Source organism: Streptomyces sp. NPDC048637 (assembly GCF_040650675.1).
In the GTDB taxonomy this organism is placed as follows: domain Bacteria; phylum Actinomycetota; class Actinomycetes; order Streptomycetales; family Streptomycetaceae; genus Streptomyces.
On record NZ_JBEZHQ010000065.1, the window covers coordinates 1 to 24,904 of the forward strand.

Annotated in this window: 24 protein-coding genes; 10 read left to right on the top strand and 14 right to left on the bottom strand. The window is 70.8% G+C overall.

Going from position 1 to position 24,904, the window contains the following annotated elements:
- Window positions 1-203 precede the first annotated feature (203 nt).
- A complete protein-coding gene (locus AB0C46_RS39225; RefSeq protein WP_362833907.1) occupies window positions 204-1,802 on the bottom strand; it encodes an FAD-binding oxidoreductase in 1,599 nt (532 codons plus the stop codon).
- A gap of 245 nt (window positions 1,803-2,047) precedes the next feature.
- Complete coding sequence (locus AB0C46_RS39230) at window positions 2,048-2,242, bottom strand: hypothetical protein (RefSeq protein WP_362833908.1); 195 nt, start codon at window positions 2,240-2,242, stop codon at window positions 2,048-2,050.
- 173 nt (window positions 2,243-2,415) lie between these two features.
- Between AB0C46_RS39230 and AB0C46_RS39235 the strand changes: the two genes are divergently transcribed.
- Both AB0C46_RS39235 and AB0C46_RS39240 read left to right on the top strand, forming a co-directional pair.
- A complete protein-coding gene (locus tag AB0C46_RS39235) occupies window positions 2,416-3,279 on the top strand; it encodes a hypothetical protein (protein ID WP_362833909.1) in 864 nt (287 codons plus the stop codon).
- Between the two features lie 144 nt (window positions 3,280-3,423).
- Window positions 3,424-3,642, top strand: a complete 219-nt coding sequence (locus AB0C46_RS39240; protein ID WP_362833910.1) for a hypothetical protein — start codon at window positions 3,424-3,426, stop codon at window positions 3,640-3,642.
- Between the two features lie 16 nt (window positions 3,643-3,658).
- Here the strand turns inward: AB0C46_RS39240 and AB0C46_RS39245 are convergent, their stop codons facing one another.
- A complete protein-coding gene (locus AB0C46_RS39245; RefSeq protein ID WP_362833911.1) occupies window positions 3,659-4,075 on the bottom strand; it encodes a metal-sensitive transcriptional regulator in 417 nt (138 codons plus the stop codon).
- A gap of 194 nt (window positions 4,076-4,269) precedes the next feature.
- On the opposite strand from AB0C46_RS39245, the gene AB0C46_RS39250 reads away from it, so the two are divergent.
- Entirely contained in the window at window positions 4,270-4,890 is a 621-nt protein-coding gene (locus AB0C46_RS39250) for a DUF47 family protein (protein WP_362833912.1), read from the top strand.
- Between the two features lie 9 nt (window positions 4,891-4,899).
- Window positions 4,900-5,898 (top strand): inorganic phosphate transporter, encoded by a 999-nt coding sequence (locus AB0C46_RS39255; RefSeq protein WP_327155396.1) that lies wholly within the window; start codon window positions 4,900-4,902, stop codon window positions 5,896-5,898.
- A gap of 371 nt (window positions 5,899-6,269) precedes the next feature.
- Here AB0C46_RS39255 and pstB read toward each other — a convergent pair whose 3' ends face one another.
- From pstB to pstS, 4 genes are all read right to left on the bottom strand, one after another.
- Entirely contained in the window at window positions 6,270-7,046 is a 777-nt protein-coding gene (gene pstB, locus AB0C46_RS39260) for a phosphate ABC transporter ATP-binding protein PstB (RefSeq protein ID WP_355787463.1), read from the bottom strand.
- 137 nt (window positions 7,047-7,183) lie between these two features.
- Window positions 7,184-8,266: a phosphate ABC transporter permease PstA gene (pstA, locus tag AB0C46_RS39265; protein ID WP_362833913.1), complete on the bottom strand. Its 1,083-nt coding sequence runs from the start codon at window positions 8,264-8,266 to the stop codon at window positions 7,184-7,186.
- A complete protein-coding gene (gene pstC / locus AB0C46_RS39270; protein ID WP_362833914.1) occupies window positions 8,263-9,261 on the bottom strand; it encodes a phosphate ABC transporter permease subunit PstC in 999 nt (332 codons plus the stop codon). Before pstC ends, pstA begins: the two co-directional genes overlap by 4 nt.
- Window positions 9,262-9,400: 139 nt before the next feature.
- A complete protein-coding gene (gene pstS, locus AB0C46_RS39275; RefSeq protein WP_362833915.1) occupies window positions 9,401-10,516 on the bottom strand; it encodes a phosphate ABC transporter substrate-binding protein PstS in 1,116 nt (371 codons plus the stop codon).
- Between the two features lie 425 nt (window positions 10,517-10,941).
- On the opposite strand from pstS, the gene AB0C46_RS39280 reads away from it, so the two are divergent.
- Together AB0C46_RS39280 and AB0C46_RS39285 are read left to right on the top strand one after the other, a co-directional pair.
- Entirely contained in the window at window positions 10,942-12,027 is a 1,086-nt protein-coding gene (locus AB0C46_RS39280) for an NlpC/P60 family protein (protein ID WP_362833916.1), read from the top strand.
- 321 nt (window positions 12,028-12,348) lie between these two features.
- Window positions 12,349-13,749, top strand: a complete 1,401-nt coding sequence (locus AB0C46_RS39285; protein WP_362833917.1) for a SpoIIE family protein phosphatase — start codon at window positions 12,349-12,351, stop codon at window positions 13,747-13,749.
- 75 nt (window positions 13,750-13,824) lie between these two features.
- Here AB0C46_RS39285 and AB0C46_RS39290 read toward each other — a convergent pair whose 3' ends face one another.
- The 4 genes from AB0C46_RS39290 to AB0C46_RS39305 all read right to left on the bottom strand — a co-directional run bounded on the left by AB0C46_RS39290 (window position 13,825) and on the right by AB0C46_RS39305 (window position 16,765).
- The gene (locus AB0C46_RS39290) at window positions 13,825-14,169 is read right to left on the bottom strand and encodes a DUF2516 family protein (protein ID WP_362833918.1); all 345 of its coding nucleotides are present in this window, start codon (window positions 14,167-14,169) and stop codon (window positions 13,825-13,827) included.
- A 188-nt stretch (window positions 14,170-14,357) separates the two neighbouring features.
- A complete protein-coding gene (locus AB0C46_RS39295) occupies window positions 14,358-15,005 on the bottom strand; it encodes a hypothetical protein (protein ID WP_362833919.1) in 648 nt (215 codons plus the stop codon).
- 33 nt (window positions 15,006-15,038) lie between these two features.
- A complete protein-coding gene (locus AB0C46_RS39300) occupies window positions 15,039-15,485 on the bottom strand; it encodes a helix-turn-helix transcriptional regulator (RefSeq protein WP_362833920.1) in 447 nt (148 codons plus the stop codon).
- Window positions 15,486-15,685: 200 nt separating this feature from the next.
- Entirely contained in the window at window positions 15,686-16,765 is a 1,080-nt protein-coding gene (locus AB0C46_RS39305; RefSeq protein WP_362833921.1) for a helix-turn-helix domain-containing protein, read from the bottom strand.
- Between the two features lie 67 nt (window positions 16,766-16,832).
- Here AB0C46_RS39305 and AB0C46_RS39310 point away from each other — a divergent pair, with 67 nt between their 5' ends.
- The gene (locus AB0C46_RS39310) at window positions 16,833-18,062 is read left to right on the top strand and encodes an MFS transporter (protein WP_362833922.1); all 1,230 of its coding nucleotides are present in this window, start codon (window positions 16,833-16,835) and stop codon (window positions 18,060-18,062) included.
- A 364-nt stretch (window positions 18,063-18,426) separates the two neighbouring features.
- Window positions 18,427-19,893, top strand: coding sequence for a rifampin monooxygenase (rox, locus tag AB0C46_RS39315; protein WP_362833934.1), 1,467 nt, complete (start codon window positions 18,427-18,429; stop codon window positions 19,891-19,893).
- A 252-nt stretch (window positions 19,894-20,145) separates the two neighbouring features.
- On the opposite strand, the gene AB0C46_RS39320 is transcribed toward rox, so the two are convergent.
- The 3 genes from AB0C46_RS39320 to AB0C46_RS39330 all read right to left on the bottom strand — a co-directional run bounded on the left by AB0C46_RS39320 (window position 20,146) and on the right by AB0C46_RS39330 (window position 23,385).
- A complete protein-coding gene (locus AB0C46_RS39320; protein WP_362833923.1) occupies window positions 20,146-21,111 on the bottom strand; it encodes a GNAT family N-acetyltransferase in 966 nt (321 codons plus the stop codon).
- A gap of 253 nt (window positions 21,112-21,364) precedes the next feature.
- Entirely contained in the window at window positions 21,365-22,294 is a 930-nt protein-coding gene (locus AB0C46_RS39325) for a maleylpyruvate isomerase N-terminal domain-containing protein (RefSeq protein WP_362833924.1), read from the bottom strand.
- A 215-nt stretch (window positions 22,295-22,509) separates the two neighbouring features.
- Window positions 22,510-23,385 carry a putative protein N(5)-glutamine methyltransferase gene (locus tag AB0C46_RS39330; protein WP_362833935.1) on the bottom strand — a complete coding sequence of 292 codons (876 nt, stop codon included), beginning with the start codon at window positions 23,383-23,385 and terminating at the stop codon, window positions 22,510-22,512.
- Window positions 23,386-23,936: 551 nt separating this feature from the next.
- Here AB0C46_RS39330 and AB0C46_RS39335 point away from each other — a divergent pair.
- Window positions 23,937-24,356: a hypothetical protein gene (locus AB0C46_RS39335; RefSeq protein WP_362833925.1), complete on the top strand. Its 420-nt coding sequence runs from the start codon at window positions 23,937-23,939 to the stop codon at window positions 24,354-24,356.
- The gene (locus AB0C46_RS39340) at window positions 24,353-24,679 is read left to right on the top strand and encodes a transcriptional regulator (RefSeq protein WP_362833926.1); all 327 of its coding nucleotides are present in this window, start codon (window positions 24,353-24,355) and stop codon (window positions 24,677-24,679) included. The genes AB0C46_RS39335 and AB0C46_RS39340 overlap by 4 nt, the downstream gene beginning before the upstream one ends.
- The last annotated feature ends 225 nt before the right edge of the window (window positions 24,680-24,904 follow it).

Sequence of the window (24,904 nt, forward strand, 5' to 3'; positions counted from 1 at the left end):
CCCCCCCCCCCCCCCCCCACCCCGCGGGGGGGGCCCCCCCCGGGCCCGGCCCGGCGGCCCCCCCCGGGAAGTCACAAGCGGGGCACTCGCGGGCGGGCCCCCGCCCGCCCCCACCCCCGGCCCCGCCGGCCTGGCGGACATGGACGGCCCGGCCCCCACGAGGGGCCGGGCCGTCCGTGTGTCCGCCGGTGTGCGGGGCGGTCTCAGAGCGCCTGCGGGAAGGTGCTGAACAGCCGCTGCGGGTCGTAGGTCCGCTTGACCTGGGTGAGACGGGTGGCGGCGGCGCCGTAGTAGGCGGACTTCCAGTCGGTGAGGCCGGGGTCGGTGTAGTTCTGGTAGGCGGCGCCGGAGGAGTGACGGCGCATCGCGTCATGGAAAGAATTCAGCCACGCCGTGCGCGAGCCCGGCGAGCCGTTCGCCGGCCAGGACGTCAAGTACTGGGCGAGGAACTGCGAGCCGCGGTGGACGAAGGCGGTGTCGGTGCGCCCGACGCGGTTGATCGCGCCGCCCAGCGCCGTCAGCGCCACATTCCCGTTGACGCCCTTGCGGCCGCCCGCCTCGATCTGGTCCATCAGGGTGCGGATACCGGCCGTGGACAGCGCGCGGTCGAAGAAGTGCGAGCGGGCGGCGTAGGTCTCGCGGCCCAGCTGGCCGGCACCGGTCTGACCGGGCAGCGAACCCGGCATATGGCACTGCGCGGTGGACTTGGAGGAGCAGCCCGCATAGGACTCCATCGCGTCCAGGTAGCCGGTCGGCGTCAGGTGGATGCTCTTGGCGGGGCCGGGGCCGCCCGCCTGGTCGGCGAGCTTGTCGAGGGCGTTCTGCAGCTCGCCGTAGCTGCCCAGGGAGAAGGCCGCGACGGAGACGGACGGGGTGTTGCCGGGGCGCGCGTCGAGATGGCACGCGGACCATATCTCGTCGGCCTGCACCGGCCCCCACTTCTGCCAGGACGCCACGACCTTCGCCGCCTTGGCCCACGGCCAGGTCATGTACGCCATCACGGCGCGCGGCGCCGGATGGGTACGGAAGCGGAGCTCGGTGACCACGCCGAAGTTGCCGTTGCCGGCGCCGCGCAGCGCCCAGAAGAGGTCGGCGTGCTGCTTCTTGTCGCACTCGACGGTCTTGCCGTCCGCCGTGACCAGAGTGGCGCCGACGAGGCTGTCGCAGGTCAGCCCGTAGGCGCGGGAGACCACACCATGGCCGCCGCCGAGGGTGAGGCCGGATATGCCGACGGTGGGGCAGGAGCCCCCGGGTATCGTCACGCCGTGCGCCCCGAGGCCCTCGTAGACGTCGATGAGCTTGGCGCCGGCGCCGATGCGCGTGATGCCGCCGGACGGCGCGCCCACCTTGGAGAGGGCGGAGACGTCGATGATGAGCTTGCCGTTGCCGGAGGACCAGCCCGCGTAGGAGTGGCCGCCGCTGCGGATGGCGACCGGGGTGTCGTGGCGCCGGGCGAAGGCGAGGCATTCGGCGATGTCCGCCGGATGCTTGGCATAGGCGATGGCCGACGGCTTCAGCGTGTCGTAGCGGGTGTTGTAGAGGCGCCGGGCGGTCGCGTAGGCGGCGTCGGAGGCCCGCACCAGCTTGCCGTCCAGGCTCTTGCCCAGCGCGGTCCAGGAGGACTGGGAGGCCCGGCCCTTGGCGGCGCCGCCCCCGGCGACGGACGCCGCGTTGGCGCCGGTCGCGGCCTCGGCGGAGGACGCCGCGCCCGCCTTGCCGGTCTTGCTGTCGCAGCCGGTGGCCAGGGCGGCGGAGGCCGCCGCCAGTCCGCCGCCGGCCTGCAGGAGTGTGCGCCGCTTCACTGGGATGAATCCCCCTCGATGTCGTACGGTCCTGCCCCGCCTGCCGATGGCCGGTGGTCACGGGGCGCGTGCCGGGAGCCCGCACCGGACGGATGCGGCGGCGCGCTGCCCTCACGTACCGCTGTGCCCGGTTCTGCTCCGCGCTGTCCCGTGCTGTCCCTGAAGTCCGTTACCGGCGCGGTGCCGTTGCTTCCCTGACTAGCCAGATGCGCCAGGGGCGTGGGGGGTTCCCGGAACGGACTGCCTCATTCCAGGGGACGTCCGTCTCCGTCGTCGTCGGCATCGGATCCGGCCTCGACATCGGCCAGATGGCGCTCCGCGTCCGTACGAGCCTGGGAACGGGCGCGACGGGCCGGTCCCCGCCAGCCGCAGTCGCAGCGGGCCGTGCAGAAGGCGCCGCGTTCGGTGGTGGAGGTCGCGTGGGGGGCTCGGTCGGGCACCCGGTCACGCTACGCGCCCCAGGTGCCCTTGCGTGACGAGCCCCCTCGACGGTCGTTGAACGGAACGGTCGACGGAACGTCAGATGCGGCGCCGGCGGAACGTCCGACCCTCCCGAGCGGACCGGCCGGCCCAGGCCGTTCCCGAAGACAGCGGCCGAGGGGGCTCGTACGCGATGGTGGTGCAGGACAGGCGAGGCGGCGGCACGGTCGCCGTGGCCATGGCGTGCGGGACGGGTCTGGCGGTCGGGCTGCTGACATCGGGCTGTTCCTCGGACGGCGCCGCGGCCGACGACCAGGAGCCGTCCGGCCGGGCCGTCCCCGCCGCCGCGGAGGTCCGGGACAGCGCCGACGCCCTGGTGCGGGCCGGCTCCGCCGCGGTCCGCACATCCATGGAGACCGTGAGCGGCGGCACCCGCGTCGCCATCCGCGGCAGCGGCGGCTATGACTTCGCCACCAGCACCGGTCGGCTGCGCGTCGTGCTCCCCGATCCGGCGGGCAGGCCCAACGGCGGCCACCAGCCGATCACGGAGATCCTCGCGCCCGGTGCGCTGTACATGAAGAACCGCGGGGCCGGGGTGCCCGCGGACAAATGGGTGCGGGTGGCCACCGCCTCACTGGCCGACGGGAATCTGGTCACCGGCGGCGCGACCGATCCTCTGGCCGCCGCCGAACTCCTGCGCGGCGCACGGGAGGTGACCTATCAGGGCGAGGAGTGGCTGGACGGTGTCAGGGTGCGGCACTACCGCGGTACGACGGACATCGGGGCGGCCGCCGGGGCGGCGTCGCCGCGCACCAGGTCCGCGCTGATCGCCGCGGAGGACGGATTCACCACCGAGGAGGTGCCGTTCGACGCGTATCTGGACGAGGGCGGGCGGCTGCGCAAGGTGCGCCAGTGGTTCCGCTTCGCCAACGGTGCACCGAAAGGGGCATCGGTGACCTCCACCACGGAACTGTCCGGTTTCGGGACGAAGGTCGCGGTGCGGCTGCCGGACGAACGTGACATCTACGCAGGGAAGATCGCTTCGCCCGCGCCATGAGGCCGGGCGCCGCGGGCAGGGCATGTGACCGGGGCGCTTGCCGGATGGCGGAAATGGTCCATCCGTGCCATGCGCGGAGCGTGCGCCCGTCCCTAGGCTTGCGGTAACCACCGGAGGCGTGGGAGGCGCTCGAAGGAGGAGGTGTTGTACGTGGCCGGACACCGCCCTACGACGGTCCAGGACTACGTAGCCCTCGTCGAGATCGACCTGACCGGTGAGTTGATGATCGCGGCCGCGGCCGCAAGTGAGGATCGGCTCAGCCCGGACCGTATCGACGAGGTGCTGGAGGTCGACGGGGAGGACGGCGACCGCGTGGACCGGGTGCCGCCCCGGCCCGGACCCGCCGGACGCTGCCCCGGCTAGCGTGGGGCCGGCCGGCTCAGGTGCGCAGCATCCGCTCGATGGCCTTGGTGGCCTCCTGGACCTTGGCGTCGATGGCCTCGGGGCCCTTGACCGCCGCGTCGGCGACGCAGTGCCGCAGATGTTCCTCCAGGAGCTGGAGGCCGAAGGACTGCAGGCCCTTGGTGCTCGCCGAGACCTGGGTGAGTATGTCGATGCAGTAGACATCCTCTTCGAGCATGCGCTGCAGTCCGCGGATCTGTCCTTCGATCCGCCGCAGTCGCTTGATGTGTGCGTCCTTCTGCTTTGCGTAGCCGTGCACGCCGGCTGTCGATGAAGTCTCTGCGTGATCGGTCACGGTTTGAACTTCGCTTCGGGGGTCGGCGTCGGGCTGCGGGGGGTGGCAGGCCGCGGCGGCTGCGGTGCTGCCGTTGGTGTCGGCGTCCGTGGTCGTCATGGCCGTCTCCCGTGGTATCTAGGCGATCCATATACCCCTGGTGGGTATATGGTACCGAACTTTGCGGGCCCCTGTGGTACCCCGTGCAGAGCATGCTGCACGATGGGCGACACTGAAGGAATGCCGGTTAGCAGTGGCTGGATGATGCGCCTAGCATCAACTCGACCGAATCCGATGCACCCCGAGGATTTCACGTGCGCTTTCGTCTGACCCCCAGGGAGACGAGCTTCTACGACATGTTCGCCGCCTCCGCGGACAACATCGTCACGGGCTCCAAGCTCCTGATGGAACTGCTCGGGGCGGACGCCTCCGGTCGGGCAGAGATCGCCGAGCGAATGCGGGCGGCGGAGCACGCGGGTGATGACGCGACCCACGCGATCTTCCACCAGCTGAACTCCTCGTTCATCACGCCGTTCGACCGCGAGGACATCTACAACCTCGCCTCGTCGCTCGACGACATCATGGACTTCATGGAAGAGGCGGTCGACCTGGTCGTCCTCTACAAGGTCGAGGAACTGCCCAAGGGCGTCGACCAGCAGATCGAGGTACTGGCGCGGGCGGCCGAGCTGACCGCCGAGGCCATGCCGCATCTGCGGACCATGACGAACCTCACCGAGTACTGGATCGAGGTCAACCGCCTGGAGAACCAGGCCGACCAGATCCACCGCAAGCTGCTGGCGCACCTCTTCAACGGCAAGTACGACGCCATCGAGGTGCTCAAGCTCAAGCAGATCGTGGACATCCTGGAAGAGGCGGCGGATGCCTTCGAGCACGTCGCCAACACCGTCGAGACCATCGCGGTCAAGGAGTCCTGAGCGCCTCTCATGGACACCTTCGCGCTCGTCGTGACCATTGCGGTCGCGCTCGGTTTCACCTACACCAACGGCTTCCATGACTCCGCGAACGCCATTGCGACCTCGGTCTCGACGCGGGCGCTGACCCCGCGGGCGGCGCTGGCGATGGCCGCGGTGATGAACCTCGCCGGTGCCTTCCTCGGCAGCGGGGTCGCCAAGACGGTCAGCGAGGGGCTGATCTCCACGCCGCACGGCAGCAAGGGGATGGGCATTCTCTTCGCCGCGCTGCTCGGCGCGGTGGTCTGGAACCTCGTCACCTGGTACTTCGGTCTGCCGTCGTCGTCCTCGCACGCCCTCTTCGGCGGCATGGTCGGTGCGGCCCTCGCCGGTGGTACCACCGTGATCTGGTCCGGGGTGGTCGAGAAGGTCGTCCTGCCGATGTTCATCTCGCCCGTGATCGGCCTGGTGCTCGGTTATCTGGTGATGGTCGTCATCCTCTGGATGTTCCGGAAGTCCAACCCGCACAAGGCCAAGCGCGGCTTCCGCATAGCCCAGACGGTGTCCGCCGCGGGTATGGCGCTCGGACACGGTCTGCAGGACGCCCAGAAGACCATGGGCATCGTGGTGATGGCCCTGGTCATCGCCGATGTCGAGGACCAGAACGCGGCCATCCCGATCTGGGTCAAGCTGGCCTGTGCGATCACGCTCTCGCTCGGTACGTACGCGGGCGGCTGGCGCATCATGCGCACCCTGGGCCGCCGGATCATCGAGCTGGACCCGCCGCAGGGCTTCGCCGCGGAGACCACGGCTGCCTCGGTCATGTACACCGCGTCGTTCATGTTCCACGCGCCGATCTCCACCACCCATGTCATCACCTCCGCGATCATGGGCGTGGGCTCGACCAAGGGCCCGCGTGCGGTGCGCTGGGGCGTCGCCAAGAACATCGTGATGGGCTGGTTCATCACCATGCCGGCCGCGGCGCTGGTCGCAGCCTTCGCGTACTGGATCGTGGAGCTGGCGTTCGGCTGACGGACGGCTCCCCGTCCGTGGCCACCGGCCGGCCGCGGCGCAGTGCACCGCCCGTCGGCACTGAGACTGTCCGGCACCGCTCGCCGGTACTGGGACTGTCCGGCACCGCTCGCCGGTACTGGGACTGTCCGGCACCGCCCGCCGGTACTGGGACTGTCCGGCACCGCCCGCCGGTACTGAGACCGTCCGGTACCGCCGTCGGCACACGACCGTCCGGCACCGCCCGTCCGAGCACAGCAATGGGCCCGCCCCCCGGGAAGAGGGGCGGGCCCTTCGTCTTGCGGTGGCACCGCCATGCAGCACCGCAGGACGCTGGTGGGGGCGGCCCGGCCGGGGCGGCCCGGCCGGGGCGGCCGGGCCGCGCTCGCTGCTCAGCCGAAGCGGCCGGAGATGTAGTCCTCCGTGGCCTGGACCGACGGGTTGGAGAAGATCCGCTCGGTCTCGTCGATCTCGATCAGCTTGCCGGGCTGGCCGACGGCGGCGAGGTTGAAGAACGCCGTACGGTCCGAGACGCGGGCGGCCTGCTGCATGTTGTGCGTCACGATGACGATCGTGAAGCGCTCCTTGAGCTCACCGATCAGGTCCTCGATGGCGAGGGTGGAGATCGGGTCGAGCGCGGAGCAGGGCTCGTCCATCAGCAGGACCTGCGGTTCGACCGCTATCGCGCGGGCGATGCACAGCCGCTGCTGCTGGCCGCCGGAGAGCCCGGAGCCGGGCTTGTTCAGCCGGTCCTTGACCTCGTTCCAGAGGTTGGCGCCCTTGAGGGACTTCTCGACGACGTCCTTGAGCTCGCTCTTCTTGTACGAGCCGTTCAGCCGCAGACCGGCCGCCACATTGTCGAAGATCGACATCGTGGGGAACGGGTTGGGACGCTGGAAGACCATGCCGACGGTGCGGCGGACGGCGACCGGGTCGACCCCGGAGCCGTAGAGGTTCTCGTCGTCCAGCATCACCTTGCCCTCGACGCGGCCGCCGGGGGTGACCTCGTGCATACGGTTCAGGGTGCGCAGGAAGGTCGACTTGCCGCAGCCGGACGGGCCGATGAAGGCCGTCACGGAGCGCGGTTCGACGGTCATCGAGATGTCGTCGATGGCCTTGTGGCTGCCGTAGTACGCGGAGAGGCCGCTGACGTCGATTCGCTTGGCCATGGAAATCACTGCTTCTTTCTGTTGGCGGCTTGGTCAGCGGCCGGACTGCGTCGAATGGTCGGACTTCGTTTCGCTTCCGCTCCGGCCGGGTGCCGCACCCTCGTTCCTCGGATGCGACCCCCGACCTGCGCTGCAGCTCAACTTCGTCCTCCGCGAGGGGCCTTCCAGCGGGCGATGCCGCGGGCCACCAGGTTGAGGATCATGACGAAGGCGATGAGGACCAGTGCCGCGGCCCATGCGCGGTCGTAGGAGGCCTCGGAACCCTGCTGCCACTGTTGGAAAACGTAGAGCGGAAGTGACTGCTGGGCATCTTCGAAGGGGTTGTTGTTGATCGTCTTCGCGCCCCACACCAGGAGGAGCACGGGCGCGGTCTCGCCGGTGATGCGCGCGATGGAGAGCATCACGCCGGTGGTGATGCCGCCGATCGACGTCGGCAGGACGACCTTGAGGATGGTGCGCCACTTGGGAACGCCGAGGGCCAGCGAGGCCTCGCGCAGCTCGTTCGGGACGAGCTTGAGCATCTCCTCGGTGGAGCGGACGACGACCGGCATCATCAGGATCGCCAGCGCCATCGAACCGGCGAAGCCGGACGGGCCGAAGCCGAGGATCAGGATCCACACGGAGAGGATGAACAGGCCGGCCACGATCGACGGGATACCGGTCATGACGTCGACGAAGAAGGTGACGGCGCGGGCGAGCCGGCCGCGTCCGTATTCGACGAGGTAGATCGCGGTGAGCAGACCGATCGGCGCGGCGATCAGGGTGGCCAGGCCGACCTGCTCCAGGGTGCCGATGATCGCGTGGTAGATACCGCCGCCGGGCAGCGCGTCCGGGGTGGTGCCCATGGAGTGCTGCAGGAAGTACACGTCCAGGACCTTGGTGCCGCGGCTGACGGTCTCCCACAGGAGGGAGGCCAGCGGTACGACGGCGATCAGGAAGGCCATCCAGACGAGGCTGGTGGCCAGCCGGTCCTTGGCCTGCCGGGTGCCCTCGACGGCCGCGGCCAGCGCGAAGGTGCCGAGGATGAAGAGCGCGGCGGCGATCAGGCCCCACTGGACCGTGCTGTCCAGGCCGGCGCCCAGTCCGATGCCGCAGCCCGCGCCGGCCGCGGCCAGCGCGATGACCGGCGGGGACCAGCGCGGCAGCCGGGCATGCCTGAGGGAGACCGGGAGCGGGCTGCCGCCGTTGGAGACCGCAGGGCGGTCAGTGGTGATGCTCATGCAGCGGCTCCCGAGTACTCCTTGCGACGGGCGATGATCAGGCGGGCCGCGCCGTTGACGAGCAGCGTGATCACGAAGAGGACGAGGCCGGAGGCGATCAGGGCGTCCTGGCCGAACTGGTCGGCCTCGCTGAACTTGCTGGCGATGTTCTGGGCGAACGTGCCGCCGCCCGGGTCCAGCAGGCTGGCGTTGATGAGGAAGCTGGGCGAGAGGACCGTGGCGACGGCCATCGTCTCGCCGAGCGCGCGGCCCAGGCCCAGCATGGAGGCGCTGATGACTCCGGAGCGGCCGAAGGGGAGCACCGACATCCGGATGACTTCCCAGCGGGTGGCGCCGAGGGCCAGCGCGGCCTCCTCGTGCATCTTCGGGACCTGGAGGAACACCTCGCGGCTGACGCTGGTCACGATCGGCAGGATCATGATCGCGAGCAGGATGCCGACGGTGAACAGCGAACGGGCCGCCCCGCCGCCGTATTCGAAGATGCCGGTCCAGCCGAGGTACTCGTCCAGCCAGGTGTAGAGGCCGGTCAGATGCGGGACGAGGAAGAGCGCGCCCCACAGGCCGTAGATGATGCTGGGCACCGCGGCGAGCAGGTCGATGACGTAGCCGAGCGTCGAGGACAGCTTGCGCGGCGCGTAGTGCGAGATGAACAGCGCGATGCCGACCGCGACCGGGACCGCGATGGCCATGGCGACCACGGAGCTGACGACGGTGCCGAAGGCGAGCACCGCGATGCCGAACTTCGGCTCCAGGCCGGTGGCGTTCCAGTCCAGCGTGGTGAAGAAGTTGGCCTTGTCGCCGGAGATGGCGAGCACGGAGCGGTAGGTGAGGAAGACCGCGATGGCGGCCATGATCACCAGCAGGGCGATACCGGAGCCCCGGGAGAGCCCGAGGAAGATCCGGTCACCGGGGCGGACCGCCTTGCCCGATATGGCCGAGCGGCCGTCAGGCTGTGGCGGAGGCGGGGTGTCGGTTGTCGAGGAGGCTGTATTCATGGGTTCTCCGGTCTGCGGAGCCGGGTGAGGGCTCCTGGCGCGGCGGTGCACCGGACGGGCGGCGGCCCGAAGGGGGCCCTGGTGAAGGGGCCCCCTTGTTTTGGACCGTACGGCGGTCTGTGGGCCGCCGCCCGGTAGGTCAGGAGATCTTGGCGACGGTCGCGCGGACCTTGTCGGCGATCTCGGTGGGCAGCGGGGCGTAGCCGAGCTCCTTGAGGGCGCTCTGGCCGTCCTTGCTGGCGATGTAGGTCAGGAAGGACTTGGTGGCGGGCAGCGTCTCGGCCTTGTTGCCCTTGCTGCAGGCGATCTCGTACGTCACCAGGGTGATGGGGTAGGCGCTCTCGGCCTTGGTGTTGTAGTTGAGCTTCAGCGCCAGGTCATCGCCCTTGCCGACCTGCGTGGCCTCGGAGATGGCCTTGGAGGCGTTGTCGACGGTGGCCTCGACCGGCTCCTTGGCGCCGGTGTTCAGCTTGGCCGTCTGGATCTTGCTCGCCGTGGCGTACGACAGCTCGAAGTAGGAGATCGCGCCGCTGGTCTGCTTGACCTGCGAGGAGACACCGGCCGAGCCGGAGGCCGCCTGGCCGCCTTCGCCTTCCCACTTCTTCGCCGGCTCGTGCTTCCAGCCACCGGCGGCCTTGAGGTACTTGGTGAAGTTGTCGGTGGTGCCCGAGTCGTCGGAGCGGTGGAACGGCTGGATCTTGAGGTCCGGGAGCTTCGCGCCCGGGTTCAGCTGCTTGATCGCCGGGTCGTTCCACTTCTTGATCTCCGAGTTGAAGATCTTCGACAGGGTCTTGGCGTCCAGCACCAGGTTGTCGACGCCGGGGACGTTGTAGCCGACCGCGATCGGGCCGCCGACCATCGGCAGGTCGACGGCCTGGCCGCCCTTGCAGACCCGCTTCGACTTGGTGACCTCGTCGGGCTTGAGGGCCGAGTCGGAACCGGCGAAGGCGGTCTGGCCCTGCAGGAAGGTCGTGACGCCGGCGCCGGAGCCCGTCGGCTGGTAGTTGATCTCGGTGTCCTTGCAGGCGCCCGAGTAGTTCTGCACCCAGACGTCCATGGCGTTCTTCTGCGCGGACGAGCCGGACGCCAGCAGCTTGCCCTTGCCGTCGCACTTGATGTTGGACGGCTTGGCGGCGCCACCGCCACCGGCACCGGTGGTGTCGTCGGAGCCGCACGCGGACAGGGTCAGGGCACCGGAGACGGCGAGAGCGCCAACGGCGAGGGCGCGAACCCGGTTCTTGCGCTGAAGCTTCACTGTCGAGAGTTCCTTCCTGGGGCGCGCCGCTTCGTCGGCGTGCGAGGTGGTGGGAGAGGCATTGGCTGTCGCGGTCTGCGATGCCAGCTAGCCGTGTCGCGCTGGTGCTGTGTGCATGACGCGCACTCGGTACGGCTGAAATTAGGTAGATCAGGTGAAGCGGCCAATGGAGGAGGGTGAACGCAGGGTGAACCTCGGCCATCGGCTGGGTGCGGGGGAAGAACTGCTCGCCGACCAGTGCGAAACGGCCCGTCACCCTGTTGAATTACCAGTCGGTATGGCAGCATCCGCGCCTGAGGAGACGCGAATCGGTGCGGAACGACCGGAGGTGGCTGGTGGGGAGCCAGGGGGCACGGCAGGACGTTCGGGACGTACGAGGCATGCGGGGGGTAAGGGGCGCAAGGGGCGCAAGGGGTGGCCGGCTGGTGGCATGCACCGCCGTCGTGCTGTGCGCGATGGGGCTGCTCGGCAGTACGGCGACGGCCGCCTACGCCGACGATCCGAAGAACCCGGCTGCGGACGCGCGGCGGGCCGGGGGTGCGGCGGCCGCCGCGGACGCCGACGCCCGCCGCCTCGACGACGTACGCAAGAAGGTCGACGCCCTCTACCGCAAGGCCGAGCAGGCCACCGATGCCTACAACGCGGCCGAGGAACAGGTCGAGCTCCAGCAGAAGGAGATCGTCAGGCTGGCGCGCAGCATCGACAGCACCCAGCGCAAGCTGGCCGCCCTCAAGCGGCAGGCGGGCTCGCTGGCCAGCGCCCAGTACCGCGGCGGCGGGCTGCCCGCCGAGGCGAAGCTGATGCTCAACGCCGACCCGGAAGGCTTTCTCGACAATGCCACGCTGGCCCGTAAGGGACAGCTGGCCGCCAAGCGTGTGATCAGTCAACTCGCGCATCTCAAGGGTGACTTGGAGAAGTATTCGGACTCCGCGACGGACCGCTGGGAGCAGCTGGAGGCGAACCGCAAGAAGAAGGAAAACGCCCAGCGGGACATCAAGAAAAAGATCGACGAGGCAAAGAAGCTGGAATCCCGGCTGGCCGCCAAGGAAAAGGAGCGGCTGAAGAAGCTGGAGGACGAGCAGGCCTTCAAGCGGCAGCAGAAGTGGCTCGACTCCGGTGTGCTGAATGACATCAGCAACAATGCGTCGGCGGCCGGCAAGAAGGCGATTTCCTTCGCCACCGCACAGCTCGGCAAGGATTACGTGTGGGGTGCCGAGGGGCCGGACACCTTCGACTGCTCCGGGCTGACCCTGCGGGCCTGGCAGGCCGGTGGCCGGACGATTCCGCGGACCTCACAGGAGCAGTGGCGGCAGCTGCCCCGCGTCGACCTCAGGGATATGCGCCCGGGCGATCTGATCATTTATTTCTCGGATGCCAGCCATGTCGGGATGTATCTCGGTGATGGCGCAATTGTGCATGCGCCGCGGCCCGGCCGGCAGGTGACGATCACCGGCGCCGGCTCCATGCCGATCCTCGGCGTCGTGCGCCCCGACGGTGCGGCCGGACGATGATGGCGCGCATCACACGGACGATAAATGACCGGATTGCTTGCTATCTGAGGGTTGTCGTGACGTAGCGGAATGCACTCAAGCGGGGTGATGTTCGTCATTCCGCATTCCGCCCTCCCCAGGTCAAATGGCTTATCGGGTGCGGCATATGACGATGGCCGATTGCCGCCGGGCATTCCAAACCTCTCCGTACTGACGCTATGGTCGCCTGTCAGTGCCCGGTGTACGCCTCACGCAATGACCGACGAGCGGTGTGGAGCCGGGCACGGTGGTGCGCCGTCGGTGCCCCACGCACCCCTCGGGGGGAGGGAAGGAAGCAGATCAATGCCCGTACCCGTACCGCACCAGCGGACGGTCGTGCTGCCGCATCAGGCAGGACCGGCGGACGACGCCTGCGCGGACACCGCGCGGGTCGCCGACGCGCCGGGCGCGGGGGACGCGACGGCCCAGGGCACGAGCGCCCCGGCGCCGCAGGGCTTCCCGGAGCCCGGGCAGCCCCGGTCGGCCGAGCAGCGACTTTCGGCCGACCACGGACCGCTGCACCAGGGCCTGACCCTGCTCCTCATCGGCGAGGACCCCAACAGTCATGTCCCCGAGATGTGGGACTGGGCGGGCCGCAAGGTGCGCCTGCGGACCGCCCGCAACCTCACCGAGGCCGAGCGGCTCCTCACCGACGATGTGCACTGCATCTTGCTCGACCTGCCCCCGGCGGAGCGCACCGCCGACCGTGACACCGGCGACACCGGCGCCCCCGGCGACGAACTGGGCATCCTGCGGGACGTCCTGCGCATGGCGACCTCGCACGCCGTCCTCGTCCTCACCTACGAGACGGACGCCGAGCGCGCCGCCGACGCCGTCCGCGTCGGCGCCCAGGACTACCTCTTCCGCGACGAGCTGGACGGCGCGGTCCTCAGCCGCGCGGTCCGCTACGCCGTCGAACGCAAACGCGCCGACCTCGCCCAGCGCCAGCTGACCGAGTCGCGGATGCTCGCCCAGGAGAACGCCCGCCTGGAGCGCGGTCTGCTGCCCACGCCGCTGCTCGACGGCTCGGACCTCCGGTTCGCCGCCTGCTATCGCCCCGGCCGCAGCCGCGCGCTGCTCGGCGGCGACTTCTACGACACCGTCCGCACCCCGGACGGCACCGTCCACGCGATGATCGGCGATGTCTGCGGCCACGGCCCCGATGAGGCCGCCCTCGGCGTCGAGCTGCGGATCGCCTGGCGTGCGCTGACCTTCGCCGGACTCTGCGGCGACGAGCTGCTCGCCACCCTCCAGAAGGTGCTGGAGCACGAGCGCGCGGACGACGAGATCTTCGCGACGCTGTGCACCGTCGACATCTCCGCGGACGGCCGCCGCGCCGGTCTGTGCCTGGCCGGCCACCCGGCACCGCTGCTGGCCCGGGCCGGCGAGCACCCGCAGCTGCTGCCGTACGAATTCGGCGGCCCGGCGCTCGGCCTGCTCCCGCACGCCCGCTGGCCGCGCCGGCAGGTCGAGCTGGGCGGCTCCTGGAGCCTGATGATGTACACCGACGGTCTGATCGAGGGCCGGATCGGCAAGGGCAACCAGCGCCTCGGCCAGGAAGGCATGACCGAACTGGTCAGCCGCCAGATGGCAGCCGGTCTCAGCGGCGAGGAGCTGCTGGACGCGTCGGTCCGGGAGGTCCGCGATCTCAACGGCGGCGAGCTGACGGACGACGTGGCCGTACTGCTGCTGGACCGGCGGTAACGGAGCCGCGGGTCCTGGGGGCCGCAAGGCCCGCGAGGGCGGAAAGGCCCGCGGGGCTGGAAGACCCGGTGCGGCTCAGCGCCCGCCGTTGTAGGGCCCGTACGGCCCGTCCGAGCTGGAGCCCCCGCGGCGCGGCCCGCGGCCACCGCCGGAGACCTCCCGGAGCGCGGGCCGGACGTCCACCGTGTAGACGATCACCGCGATCACGCCGATGACCGGCAGGAACGACATGATCGGGAGAATGAACAGCAGCGCCGTGGCAAGGGCGAGGAAGATCAGCCACATGCCCTTGGTCTGCTTGCTCGCGGCGCGGTAGGCGTCGTCACGGCGCACGGCCGCATCGATCAGCATCACGGCGGCATAGACGCCCAGGGCGAGCTGCACCCAGCTCAGAATGTTCTGGAACCCGTAAATCAGCACGTCCTACACCGCCCGTTCGCCAGTCGTGTCGTCTCGGTCTGCTGCTGCGGCCGACGGCCGCCCATGCGGCCCCACCGTACCCGCACAACGGGCCGGGCACCCGAAGTGTGCCCGGCCCGTGCGGTGAATCGGCGCCCCCGGCGCCGGGTGAGCGAGCTCACCGCCCGCCTACCTCGTGCGCTCCGCGGTCACTTGGCGGACGGCGGGGTGCTCTTCTTCGCCGGCGCCGGTGCCGGCTTGCGCTGCGCGACCGGCTTCTTCGGCGCGGCCGGCTTGGGCTGCGTCGACGGGGTGGCCTTGGTCTCCGCCTTGGCCCCGTTGGCGGTCTGGGTCTTCGTGCCGCTCTTGGCCGCCGGCTTCTGCACCGGCTTCGGTGCCGTCTTCTGGGCGGGCTCCGGCTCGATCGCCACCGCGAGGTCCTCGACCTGGTCGGCGGCCTCGCCGCGCCAGGTCGCCACGGCGTCCCGGCCGCGCTCGGCGAGCTCCTCGTAGCCCTCGCGGGTCCGGACGACGGCCTCGGCGGCCCGGCCCACGCCCTGCAGCGCCAGCTCCTGCGCCTGGTCACGGACCTTCTTGATGTCACCGTCGAGCGAGCCCAGCAGCTCGGTCAGCTTCTCCTTGGCGTCCTTGGCCTGCTTGGTCACCAGGGCCTGGACGTCCTTGGGGTCGGTGCCGCGTACGGACTCGAAGCGCTTGGGCGCCTCGACCCGGATCTTCTCGACGAACTGCGGGACCTCGCCGAGCTTCTCGGCAGCCAGGTCGACGGTGCCGGCCAGGGCGTACAGCGGGGTCGCGTCGGTCAGGGCCTTGCGGAGGTCATCGGTGTTGATGGCCATGACGTTGTTCCTCCTGGAAACGGAATCGGTTGCTCAGGTGGCGTGCGGGCCGCCGTCGGCCTCTGTCTCGAGGGAGTCCGTGCCGCGCCCGTCCTCATGTCCGCTCGCAGCGGCGTCCTTGCTGCCGCTCCCGAGCCCGTTCTCCTTGCGGAAGGACTCGTAGATCTGCAGCAGGACCTGCTTCTGTCGCTCGTTCAGCGCCGGGTCGGTGAGTATCGCGGTCTGTACCTCGACCCCGTCCAGACCCTGCCGTTCGTCCAGAATCCCGGCCTGGACGTACAGCGTCTCGGCGGATATCCGCAGTGCCTTGGCGAGCTGCTGCAGAATCTCCGCGCTCGGCTTGCGCAAGCCGCGCTCGATCTGGCTGAGGTACGGGTTGGACACCCCGGCGGCATCTGCGAGCTGCCGCAGACTCAGCTGCGCGGTGCGCCGCTGCTCCCGCAGGAACTCGCCGAGATTGCCGACGTTGAGTGATGCCATACCTCGATGGTGCCTCGCCGTGCTAACTATTGCAAGCAAGGTGCTAGCAGGAGTGGTCCGGACGGGTGTGATCGCGGGAGACCGAGCACGGGAGACCGAGCACGGGAGGTGAGCACGAGAGGTGTCACCGGCCGGTGGTCACTGGCCACCGACCACTGACCACCGGTCGGTCACCCGTCACCGGCCACCGTTCGGGCATCTCAGCGCGTGCGCTTTCGCGGGCCGGGCAACGCACCTGGCCAGGGGCTCCCGGCTTGCGGGCGGCTTCCCGTTTCCGGGTGGCTCCCCGGCTCCGGTTCCCGGTCGCCCATACCGGCCCCCGAGGCCTCCACCAGCACTTCCCCCGCCGCCGTCCGCACATACAGCACCGACCGCCCGGCCCGCCGCCGCCCCACCAGCCCCGCGTCCAGCAGCACCCGCAGATGCCGCCCCACCGACCCCAGCCCCTGCCCGGTCACGGCGACCAGCTGGGTCGTACTCATGGGAGTCCCGAGCAGTACCAGTAATCCGGCCCGCGCAGTCCCGATGAGCGCCCCGAGCCCGGCCGGGACGGGCCGCCGGTCGTGGTCCTCGGCGAGCACCCCGAGACACGGGTAGACGACGGCGTACCGCTCCCGTCCCTCCCACGACACCCACCCGGTCCTCGGTGTGACCGGCATGAACAGCAGCTCGGCCCCGGCGGCGATCTCCCGCGGCGGATACGCGTTCAGGTTGACCTGGATCCGGCTCTCCCCCAGCCACCGCGTCCCCGGCCGCAGCTCGTCCAGCACGGCCGCCCAGCCGCCCTGGCTCACCCGCGCGGTCCGCGCGACCACATCGGCCTCCAGGACGCGCCGCCGGCGCTCCCAGTGCTGCCGTACGGTCTCCTCCCAGACGTACGTCAGAAGCGCGGTCGCCCGCTCGGGCAGGTCGTCCCGCTCCAGGGCGGCGGGGAGCGGGCCCCGGAGGGACACGCGGAGGTTGGCGCGCGCCGCCCCGGCCCCGGTCGCCCGCACCCGGGCCACGCTCTCCTCGAAGTTCTCCCCGTCGCACGAGGTGGGGCAGAAGAAGTCGGCGATCCAGGACGTGCCGAGTGCCGCCCGCACCAGCAGCGCGGTCACCGGGTCGGCCGCGAGGCGCGCGCGGTAGCCGGGCAGGTGCGCGCGCAGCCAGGCCTCCTCGCCCGGATGGGTACCGGTCCCCGCGTGCAGCAGTTTCAGGCTCGCGAAGGTCTCGGCGAACGGCGAGAGCACGAACCGGCTGCGGGCGAGGGTGTCGGTGTCGATCTGCCATAAGCCCATGCGTACGACCTTTCGCGTGTCGGCGAAACAGTTAACACGGCCCCTCCCCGCTCCGAGACTCCGACGCATGCGCAGCTACCGAATCCTGTTCCGCACCCCGGAGTTCACCCCGTTCCTGCTCTCCTTCGCCGCTTTCGCCGCAGCCCAGACGATCGGCGGCCTGGCCCTCGGCACGCTGGTCTTCCGGGCCACCGGCTCTCCGCTCCTGTCGGTGGTGAGCATGTTCGGCCCGCAGCTGGCGCAGTTGCTGGGAGCCGCGTTCCTGCTCTCGGGCGCCGACCGCCTGCCCCCACGCGCGATCCTCTCCGGCCTCGCCCTCGCCTTCGCGGCCGGTACGGCGGTGCTGGCGCTGCCCGGCCTGCCGGTCGGGGCGGTCTTCGCCGTCGTACTCCTGCAGGGACTGGTCGCGTCACTGGGCGGGGGAGTGCGCGCGGGACTGCTGAACGAGATCCTGTCCAAGGACGGCTATGTCCTGGGCCGTTCCGTGTACAACATGCTCTGGGGCCTGATGCAGATGGCCGGTTTCGCGACGGGCGGCGCACTGCTGGCGCTCCTGTCCCCACGGACCTGCCTGCTCCTCGCGGTGGCGCTGTACCTGATGTCGGCCGTCGTCACCCGCCTGGGCCTCACGGCCCGCCCGCCGCGCTCCGCCGGCCGCCCGTCCGTCTCGGCGACCTGGCGCACCAACGCCCTCCTGTGGTCCTCGCGCCCCCGCCGCCTGACGTACCTGGGCCTGTGGGTCCCCAACGGCCTGGTGGTCGGCAGCGATTCGCTCTACGTCTCCTACGATCCCGGAGCCGCCGGCACGCTGTACGCGTGCGGGGCGCTGGGCATGTTCGTGGGCGACATGGCGGTGGGCCGCCTGGTACCGCCCGCGGTGCGCCCCCGTCTCGCGACCCCGCTGCGCCTGCTGCTGGCGGCTCCCTACCTGTTCTTCATCCTCCATCCGGGAGTGGCGCTGTCGGCCGTGGCCGTCACCGTCGCCTCCGTCGGCTTCGCCGCGAGCCTGGTGCTGCAGGAACGTCTGATGTCCCTCACCCCGGACGGCCTCGTGGGCCAAGCCCTCGGCCTGCATGCCACCGGCATGGCCGCCCTGCAGGGCGTCGGCGCCGCCCTCGCGGGCACACTGGCCCAACTGACCTCCCCGGCCACGGCGATGACGCTGATGGCGGCCGGATCGGTCACCGTGACCCTGACCCTCGCGGCGCTGGGCAGGCACGAGGAACGACAGCCGGCCGCCCCCGCTACGCGTCGGGGTGTCGTCCTGTCGGAACCCGCTGGCACGGACGTCCCCTAGTCCGACGTGGTCCTGTCGGAACCCGCTGGCACGGACGCTCTCTAGTCCGACGTGGCCGCGCCCGACGCGAGGGTGCGCAGTGCGCCGCCGCCTCAACATGCGCGTTCCGCGGGCTGCGTCCGTAGGCCCGGGGGAGACCCTCCCGGGCCGACGTGCCGCCCTACCTACCCGGCCTACTGCCGTTTCGTACCGTCGCTTCGCGAGGAGAGTGTCCGTCCACAGCGGACGACAAAAGACAAAGGCAAGGAGGTCATCCGCTCCTTGCCACTCTCAACATATAGCGCATGGGGGGCCTTGCGGCAAGACCCCGGTCGTACCGCAGAATCGCCCGCCTAAGCAAGAATCTGTGCACATGGGGGTTGTGATGATCGATGTGATCGTCGTCGGCGGCGGACCGACCGGGTTGATGCTGGCCTGCGAGCTGCGGCTGGCCGGAGTGCACGTGGTCGTGCTGGAGAAGCTGACCGGGCCGACCGGGCAGTCCCGCGGGCAGGGCCTGCACGCGCGCAGCGTCGAGCTGATGGACCAGCGCGGATTGCTGGACCGGTTCCTCGCGGTCAGTGAGAAGTTCCAGGTAGGCGGTCTCTTCGGCGGCATCATGAAGCCGTGGCCGGACCGGTTGGACACGGCGCACCCGTACGGCGTCGCCACTCCGCAGCCGGTCACCGAGCGGCTGCTCGACGAGCGCGCCGTCGAACTCGGTGCCGACATCCGGCGCGGCTGCGAAGTGGTCGGGCTGAGCCAGGACGAGGACGGGGTGACCGTCGAGCTGGCGAGTGGGGGCGCCCCCGGCGCGGGAGGGGGAGGCACGCGGGGAGGGACGCACCTGCGCTCGCGCTACCTCGTCGGGTGCGATGGCGGCCGGAGTGCGGTGCGCAAGCTGCTCGGCGTCGGATTCCCCGGCGAGCCCGCCAAGGTCGAGACGCTGCTGGGGGAAATGGAGGTGACCGAGGACCCGGCGACGATTGCCGCCGTCGTCGAGGAAGTCCACAAGACCCAATTGCGGTTCGGCGTTGCGCCCGGTAAGGACGGGGTGTGCCGCGTTGTCGTACCCGCCGACGGGGTGGTCGAGGACCGTGCGGCCGAGCCGACCCTCGACGACTTCAAGCAGCAGTTGCGGGCCCACGCGGGCACTGACTTCGGCGTGCACTCGGCGCGCTGGCTGTCCCGGTTCGGCGATGCCACCCGGCAGGCCGAGCGCTACCGGGTCGGCCGGGTGCTGCTGGCCGGCGACGCGGCGCACATCCACCCGCCGACCGGCGGGCAGGGGCTCAACCTCGGCGTACAGGACGCGTTCAACCTCGGCTGGAAGCTGGCCGCCGCGGTCAACGGCTGGGCTCCGGAGGGGCTGTTGGACAGCTACCACACCGAACGGCACCCGGTGGGCGCCGCCGTGCTGGACAACACCCGCGCGCAGATCACGATGCTGGGGGCCGATCCGGGGGCGACCGCGCTGCGGGAGCTGTTCTCGAAGCTGATGGACTTCGAGGAGGTGAACCGGTACGTGACCGAGATGATCACCGCGGTCGGGGTCCGCTACGACTTCGGCGAGGGCCATGAACTGCTCGGCCGGCGGATGCGGGACGTGGAGCTGAAGCAGGGGCGTCTCTACGAGCTGATGCACGGCGGCCGCGGGCTGCTGCTCGACCAGACCGGCCGGCTCTCGGTCGACGGGTGGGCGGACCGGGTCGACCACGTCGTCGACGTCAGCGAGGAACTGGACGTCCCCGCGGTACTGCTGCGACCGGACGGCCACGTGGCGTGGGTCGGTGAGGATCAGCAGGATCTGCTCAGCCGGCTGCCACAGTGGTTCGGCGCTGCCGTCGGCTGAGCGCGCAGTTGCGGCCCGACGGGGTGGAGCCTTGACCGGGACGCTGAAGTGGCTGGAGTGCTGAAGTGCTGAAGCGGCTGAAGTGGGGCTGGAGAGGCTGGTGAGCGGCGCGGGCGCACGGGCGAGGCCCCGGACTTGCTGCCGGGTGGCCGCCGCAGAATCGGAGTCTGCGTCGGCCGCGCCGCGCCGCGCCGCGGCGCGGGTGGGTTCGTTCGTGCGCCGCTGCCGCGGGTGATGACGGAGATCCCTGGGTCAGACGTAGGTGTGCGTCCGTGTGTAGGCGGTGAAGCCCAGGGACTCGTAGAGCCGCTTGGGGGCGGGGTACGCGGCGTCGCCCCGGCAGTAGACGACGGCGCGACGGCCGCCGGCCTCGGCGAACGCCCGCAGCACCGCGAGACAGACGGCACGCGCCAGACCGCGCCGGCGGTGCTCGGGATGGGTGCCGACCGGCTCGAAAACGCCGATCCCGAGGGCCGCGTCGTACCAGCCCTGGCAGTAGGCGGCGACCTCACCGGCGGGGGACACCACGACGAGGTCGAACTCGGCCCGGTACGGCCAGGTTTCCCTCATCCGGGCATGGCGCTCGGTGGTCACCCGCGTGGAGCCGAACGCGGCGCGGTGGGCCGCCGCCCGGCCGGCCACCTCGGCACGGCTCCGCTGCGCGCGGATCCGGTAGCCGTCCGGCAGCCGCGGCGCGGCCGGCAGATCGGCGAGCGACCGGCCGAGTCCCACCATGAACGGTCCGCCGTCCGTACGGGTGTGGCCGTGCCGCTCCAGCGCGGCCATCAGGTGCGGCTCGGTCTCCGCGACCTCCACGCTCAGCGCGCCGCCCGCGGCTCGCCCGGCCGCCCAGGCAAGCACCTCGTCGGCCAGCCCCGGGTACGCCGGGTCGACCTGGAACTGCAGGCTGCCCGGCAGCTCCAGCCAGGCCCAGGCCAGCGGCCGGTGGGGGACGGAGGGCCCGGCAGCGGGCGCTTCCCCGTTCTCGTCCCCGTTCTTGTCCGTGCGCTCGTCCCTGTTCTTGTCCGTGTTTGCGTCCCTGTTCTCGTCCCCGTCCGTCCAGACGGCCGTCGGGTTTTCGTCCTCCCGGTCGAGGGCGAGGCACCAGGCCCAGGTGAGGTCCCCTATGTGCCGGTAGCCGGTGTCCGGGAAGAGGCGGCTGGACAGGCTCTGCATGGCGCGTAACGCCACGGGACCGGTGTACTCATGGCGCTGCATGGGGTGTTGGCCTCACCTGGGTCGACGACGTCACGTGCTTACGGCGCCATGGTGGCTGGGCGGCGTTCCGCGGGCAACGGAGTTGTTTGCGGTTGCGGGCGGGGGCGGGCCGCAACCGGGGCGAGTCCCAAGCGGGTGAGCCGGTGCGGGGACGGGCCGGTGCCGGGACGGGGTCGGTGCCGGGACGGGGTCGGTGTTGAGACGGGGCTGGCCCAAGGCGCACTGGGGAGGTGGCATGGCCCCCAGGCTCGGCTCACTCCTTGAGCCAGAAACTGACGCCGTCCAGCCAGGTGTCGAGCAGCGCCACATCACCGACGATCTCGATGGCGTTGCTGCTGCTGCTGCCGTTGCCGTTGCCGCTGCCGCTGCCGCTGCCGGTCCTGGCGTCACGGGTGGGGCGGCGGCCGTACATGAGCAGCAGGAGTTCGGCCAAGGGGGCGTGTACGGCGACGGTGGCCCGGGCGGGGGTGCGGTGCCAGGTGAGGGCGGGGCCGTCGAGACCGATTAGCCAGTCCGCGGCTGCTCCCGGGGCGGCGTCGGTGGCGTGGAAGTGGAGGGTGCGGCCGCCGGACATCGCATGGCGCAGCCCCGGCTTGGTCTCGAAGACCTGCGGCAGACAGGCGAAGGCCATCCACTCGTCGAGGGCGTCGATGGCGACCTCCTGGCCGACGGTGAAGGCCGGAGAGCCGGGGGCGGGAGCCGGACCGGGGGAGGTGCGTGGACCGCGGACGGTGCGTGGACCGGGGGAGGTGGCCGCGGCGGCCGCGAAAGTCGCGTCGGCGCGGTGGACGACCGTCTCGTGCACCATACGGCGGGCCCAGAACACCGGGGTCCCACCGGGAGCCACGGTCCACACCTTGGCTTCGGGGCCCGACGCCCGCAGCGTGTCCGCCAGTCGCCCGGCACCCTGGGCGAGCCAGGTGTCGAGCGCGGCGAGGTCCTTGCCCGTGGCGCCGGAGACATCGTTGACCAGCTCGTCGGAGACGGACTCCGCCGCCCGGGTCCGTACGATCGTCTCCGCCCAGCGATGTGCCCCGCCCAGATGCCACAGCAGCTGGCCGAGGTTCCAATCGGGGCAGGTGGGTACGGGCGTCGCCAGGTCGGCGCCCTCGATGCGGGACCTCAACAGGTCGGTCTGAGCGACGATTTCGGCACAGTAGCGGGCATAGCTCATCGACGGCATGCCGTCACCGTAGAGCGCCGTAGCGCCGGATCCCAGCGCATTTCCCGGGCGTGCGGCGGGCCGTACGACACTGCCGCGCCGCCCTGCCCGCCGCCTCTCCCCCCTCACGAGGTCCCGGCGCCCCTCCCTCCTCAGGGAGGTCCCAGTGCCCCTCCCTCCTCACGAGGTTCGGGCTGCCTCCCGCCCGCCACGAGGTTCCTGGCGCCTCCCCCTCGTCACGAGGGGCCCGCTATTGCGTGCCCCTGCGCGGGCCGGGTCCCGATGATGACCGTGGCGTAGAGCTCCTCGGAGCCGGTCACTCTGGGGAGCAGCCCGTTGTGGGTGAAGGCCTCGACCGCCTGCTGGGCCTGCCGTTCGCTCGTCTCGACCAGCAGATGGCCTCCTGGTGCCAGCCACTCCGGGGCGGTCGCGGTCACCCGCCGCAGGACGTCGAGCCCGTCCGCGCCGCCGTCGAGCGCCACCAGCGGCTCGTACTCACGGGCCTCGGGCGGCAGCAGACCGACCTCTTCGGTCGGTACGTAGGGAACGTTGGCCACCAGGACATCGATACGACCCCGGAGACCGGTGGGCAGCGCGTCGAAGAGGTCGCCCTCGTAGACCTCACCCCCGGTGGGAGTGACGTTGCGGCGGGCACAGCGCACCGCGGCGGGCTCGATGTCCGCCGCGTACAGCTCGACCCGGCCCAGGGCATCGGCCAGTACGGTGCCCACCGCGCCGGATCCGCAGCACAGGTCGACGACGACCGGGGACCGCCCGGTGCGGTCGGCCGCCCGGCGACCGAGGCCGACGGCCTGGCCCACGAGGAACTCGGTGCGGCGGCGCGGTACGAAGACGCCGGGATCGACGGTGACCCGCCGCCCGTAGAACTCCGCCCAGCCGACGACGTGTTCCAGGGGGAGGCCGATGACGCGCCGCTCCACCATGGCGGCGAGTTCGTCCGCCGTACGTGCGGTGGAGAGGAGCAACTCCGCCTCGTCCTCAGCGAAGACACAGCCGGCGGCGCGCAGTTCGGCGATGACGGAGGAGCGGGAGTGCAGGGTGGAAAGGGGTGCCGCGAGGGGCGATGAGAGAGGTGACGGGTGGGGCGACATCGGAGATGACGACATGTGAGCCTTTCGGGGCGCCGAGCGCGCTTCCCGGGTCACATGTGTCGGACGGTCACCTGCATCGGGTGGACCGCACGGGCGTGAGCCGGGAGCACCTGCCTGGTCTGGCGGGGAATCGGTCTCACCTCCTCGGTCCGTGCACTGCTGGGAGCGTCACACTACCTGACCTGGGGATCGGCGGACAGACGGACGTGGCGCGGCCGACACCGCGAACTGCCGCCCCTTTCTCCTCTCCCCTCTCCCCTCCCCGCCTCCCGGGCGCAGCGGATCGCGATCTCAGGGGACAACTCCACATGGCTGGAAAGTACTTGTCAGATTGGAAAGTATTTGTCACGCTGGATGCAGGAGGTCGGGGGGCGACTCGGAACATCCGGCGTGCGACGTGGTGGTGGTCGAGTGCGACGCGGTGGTCGAGAACACGAGCCGGGTGGTCCAGAGCGCGACTCCGAGGCTCCATAAGGGCAACAGGGCGCCAGAAGGACAACAAGGCGCCAGAAGGAAACAGCGGCAGCGGAACGTCACTCAGGGGGACTGGCATGGCGGAGTACGCCTCACGGGACGCGGCGGCCGCACTGGCCCGAGCGCAGGAACTGGGCTCGACAGTGCGGAAAGGCACGAAGTGGTATGTCTGGTATCAAGTGATCTACGGCTGCGCGGCCGCGGTCATGGTGTTGTCCATCGGGCTGCTGGGCCGGCCCCATGGGGTGGCGATCGGCATCGGCCTCTGGGTTGCCACCGTCGTGGGACTGTCGGTCTACGCGGCCCGGCAGCGCGTTTCCCGGCGCGGATTCGGACGGTGGCATGCCGGCCTGATCACGGCGTGGGCGGTGCTCTATCTCGCGGTGCTGCTGCCCGGCCTCTTCTGGTATCAGGGTGCTGCGTCGTGGTGGGTACCCGGCGCGGTGGTGGTGGCCCTTCCCGGGCTGATAGGCGGCTATTTGGAGGCGCGACGGTGACCGAAACGCGTCACGGGGCACATCCGCGTCACGAACTCGACGAGGTGATCCACGCCCCGGTCCGCTTCTCCATCGTGGCGACCCTGGCGGCCGCCGACAAGGCCGAGTTCGCCTTCGTCCGCGACACCGTCGAGGTGAGCGACTCGGTCCTGTCACGGCAGGTCGCCACCCTGGAGAAGGCCGGCTACGTCGCCGTCACCAAGGGGTACGTCGGTAAGCGCCCGCGGACCTGGCTCGCCCTGACGCCCGGCGGCCGCACCGCGTTCGCCGCGCACTGCCAGGCGCTGCGGGCGATAGCGGGAGACGGGGCTGACGGGCGCTGACGGAGCGCGGGGCCGCAGACGGAGGCTGACGGCGCTGGCGGAGGGCGGGGTCGCTGACGGGGCTGACGAAGGCTGGCGGGCGCTGACGGAGGGCAGGGCCGCAAACGGGCTGGCGGAGGCTGGCGGAGGGCAGGGCCGCTGACGGACGGCTACCTGGGGCGCCGGGGCAGGCTCGGTGCGTGCCCGACCAGCGCCCGGATGAAGCCATGTTGACTTGGAGCGCGC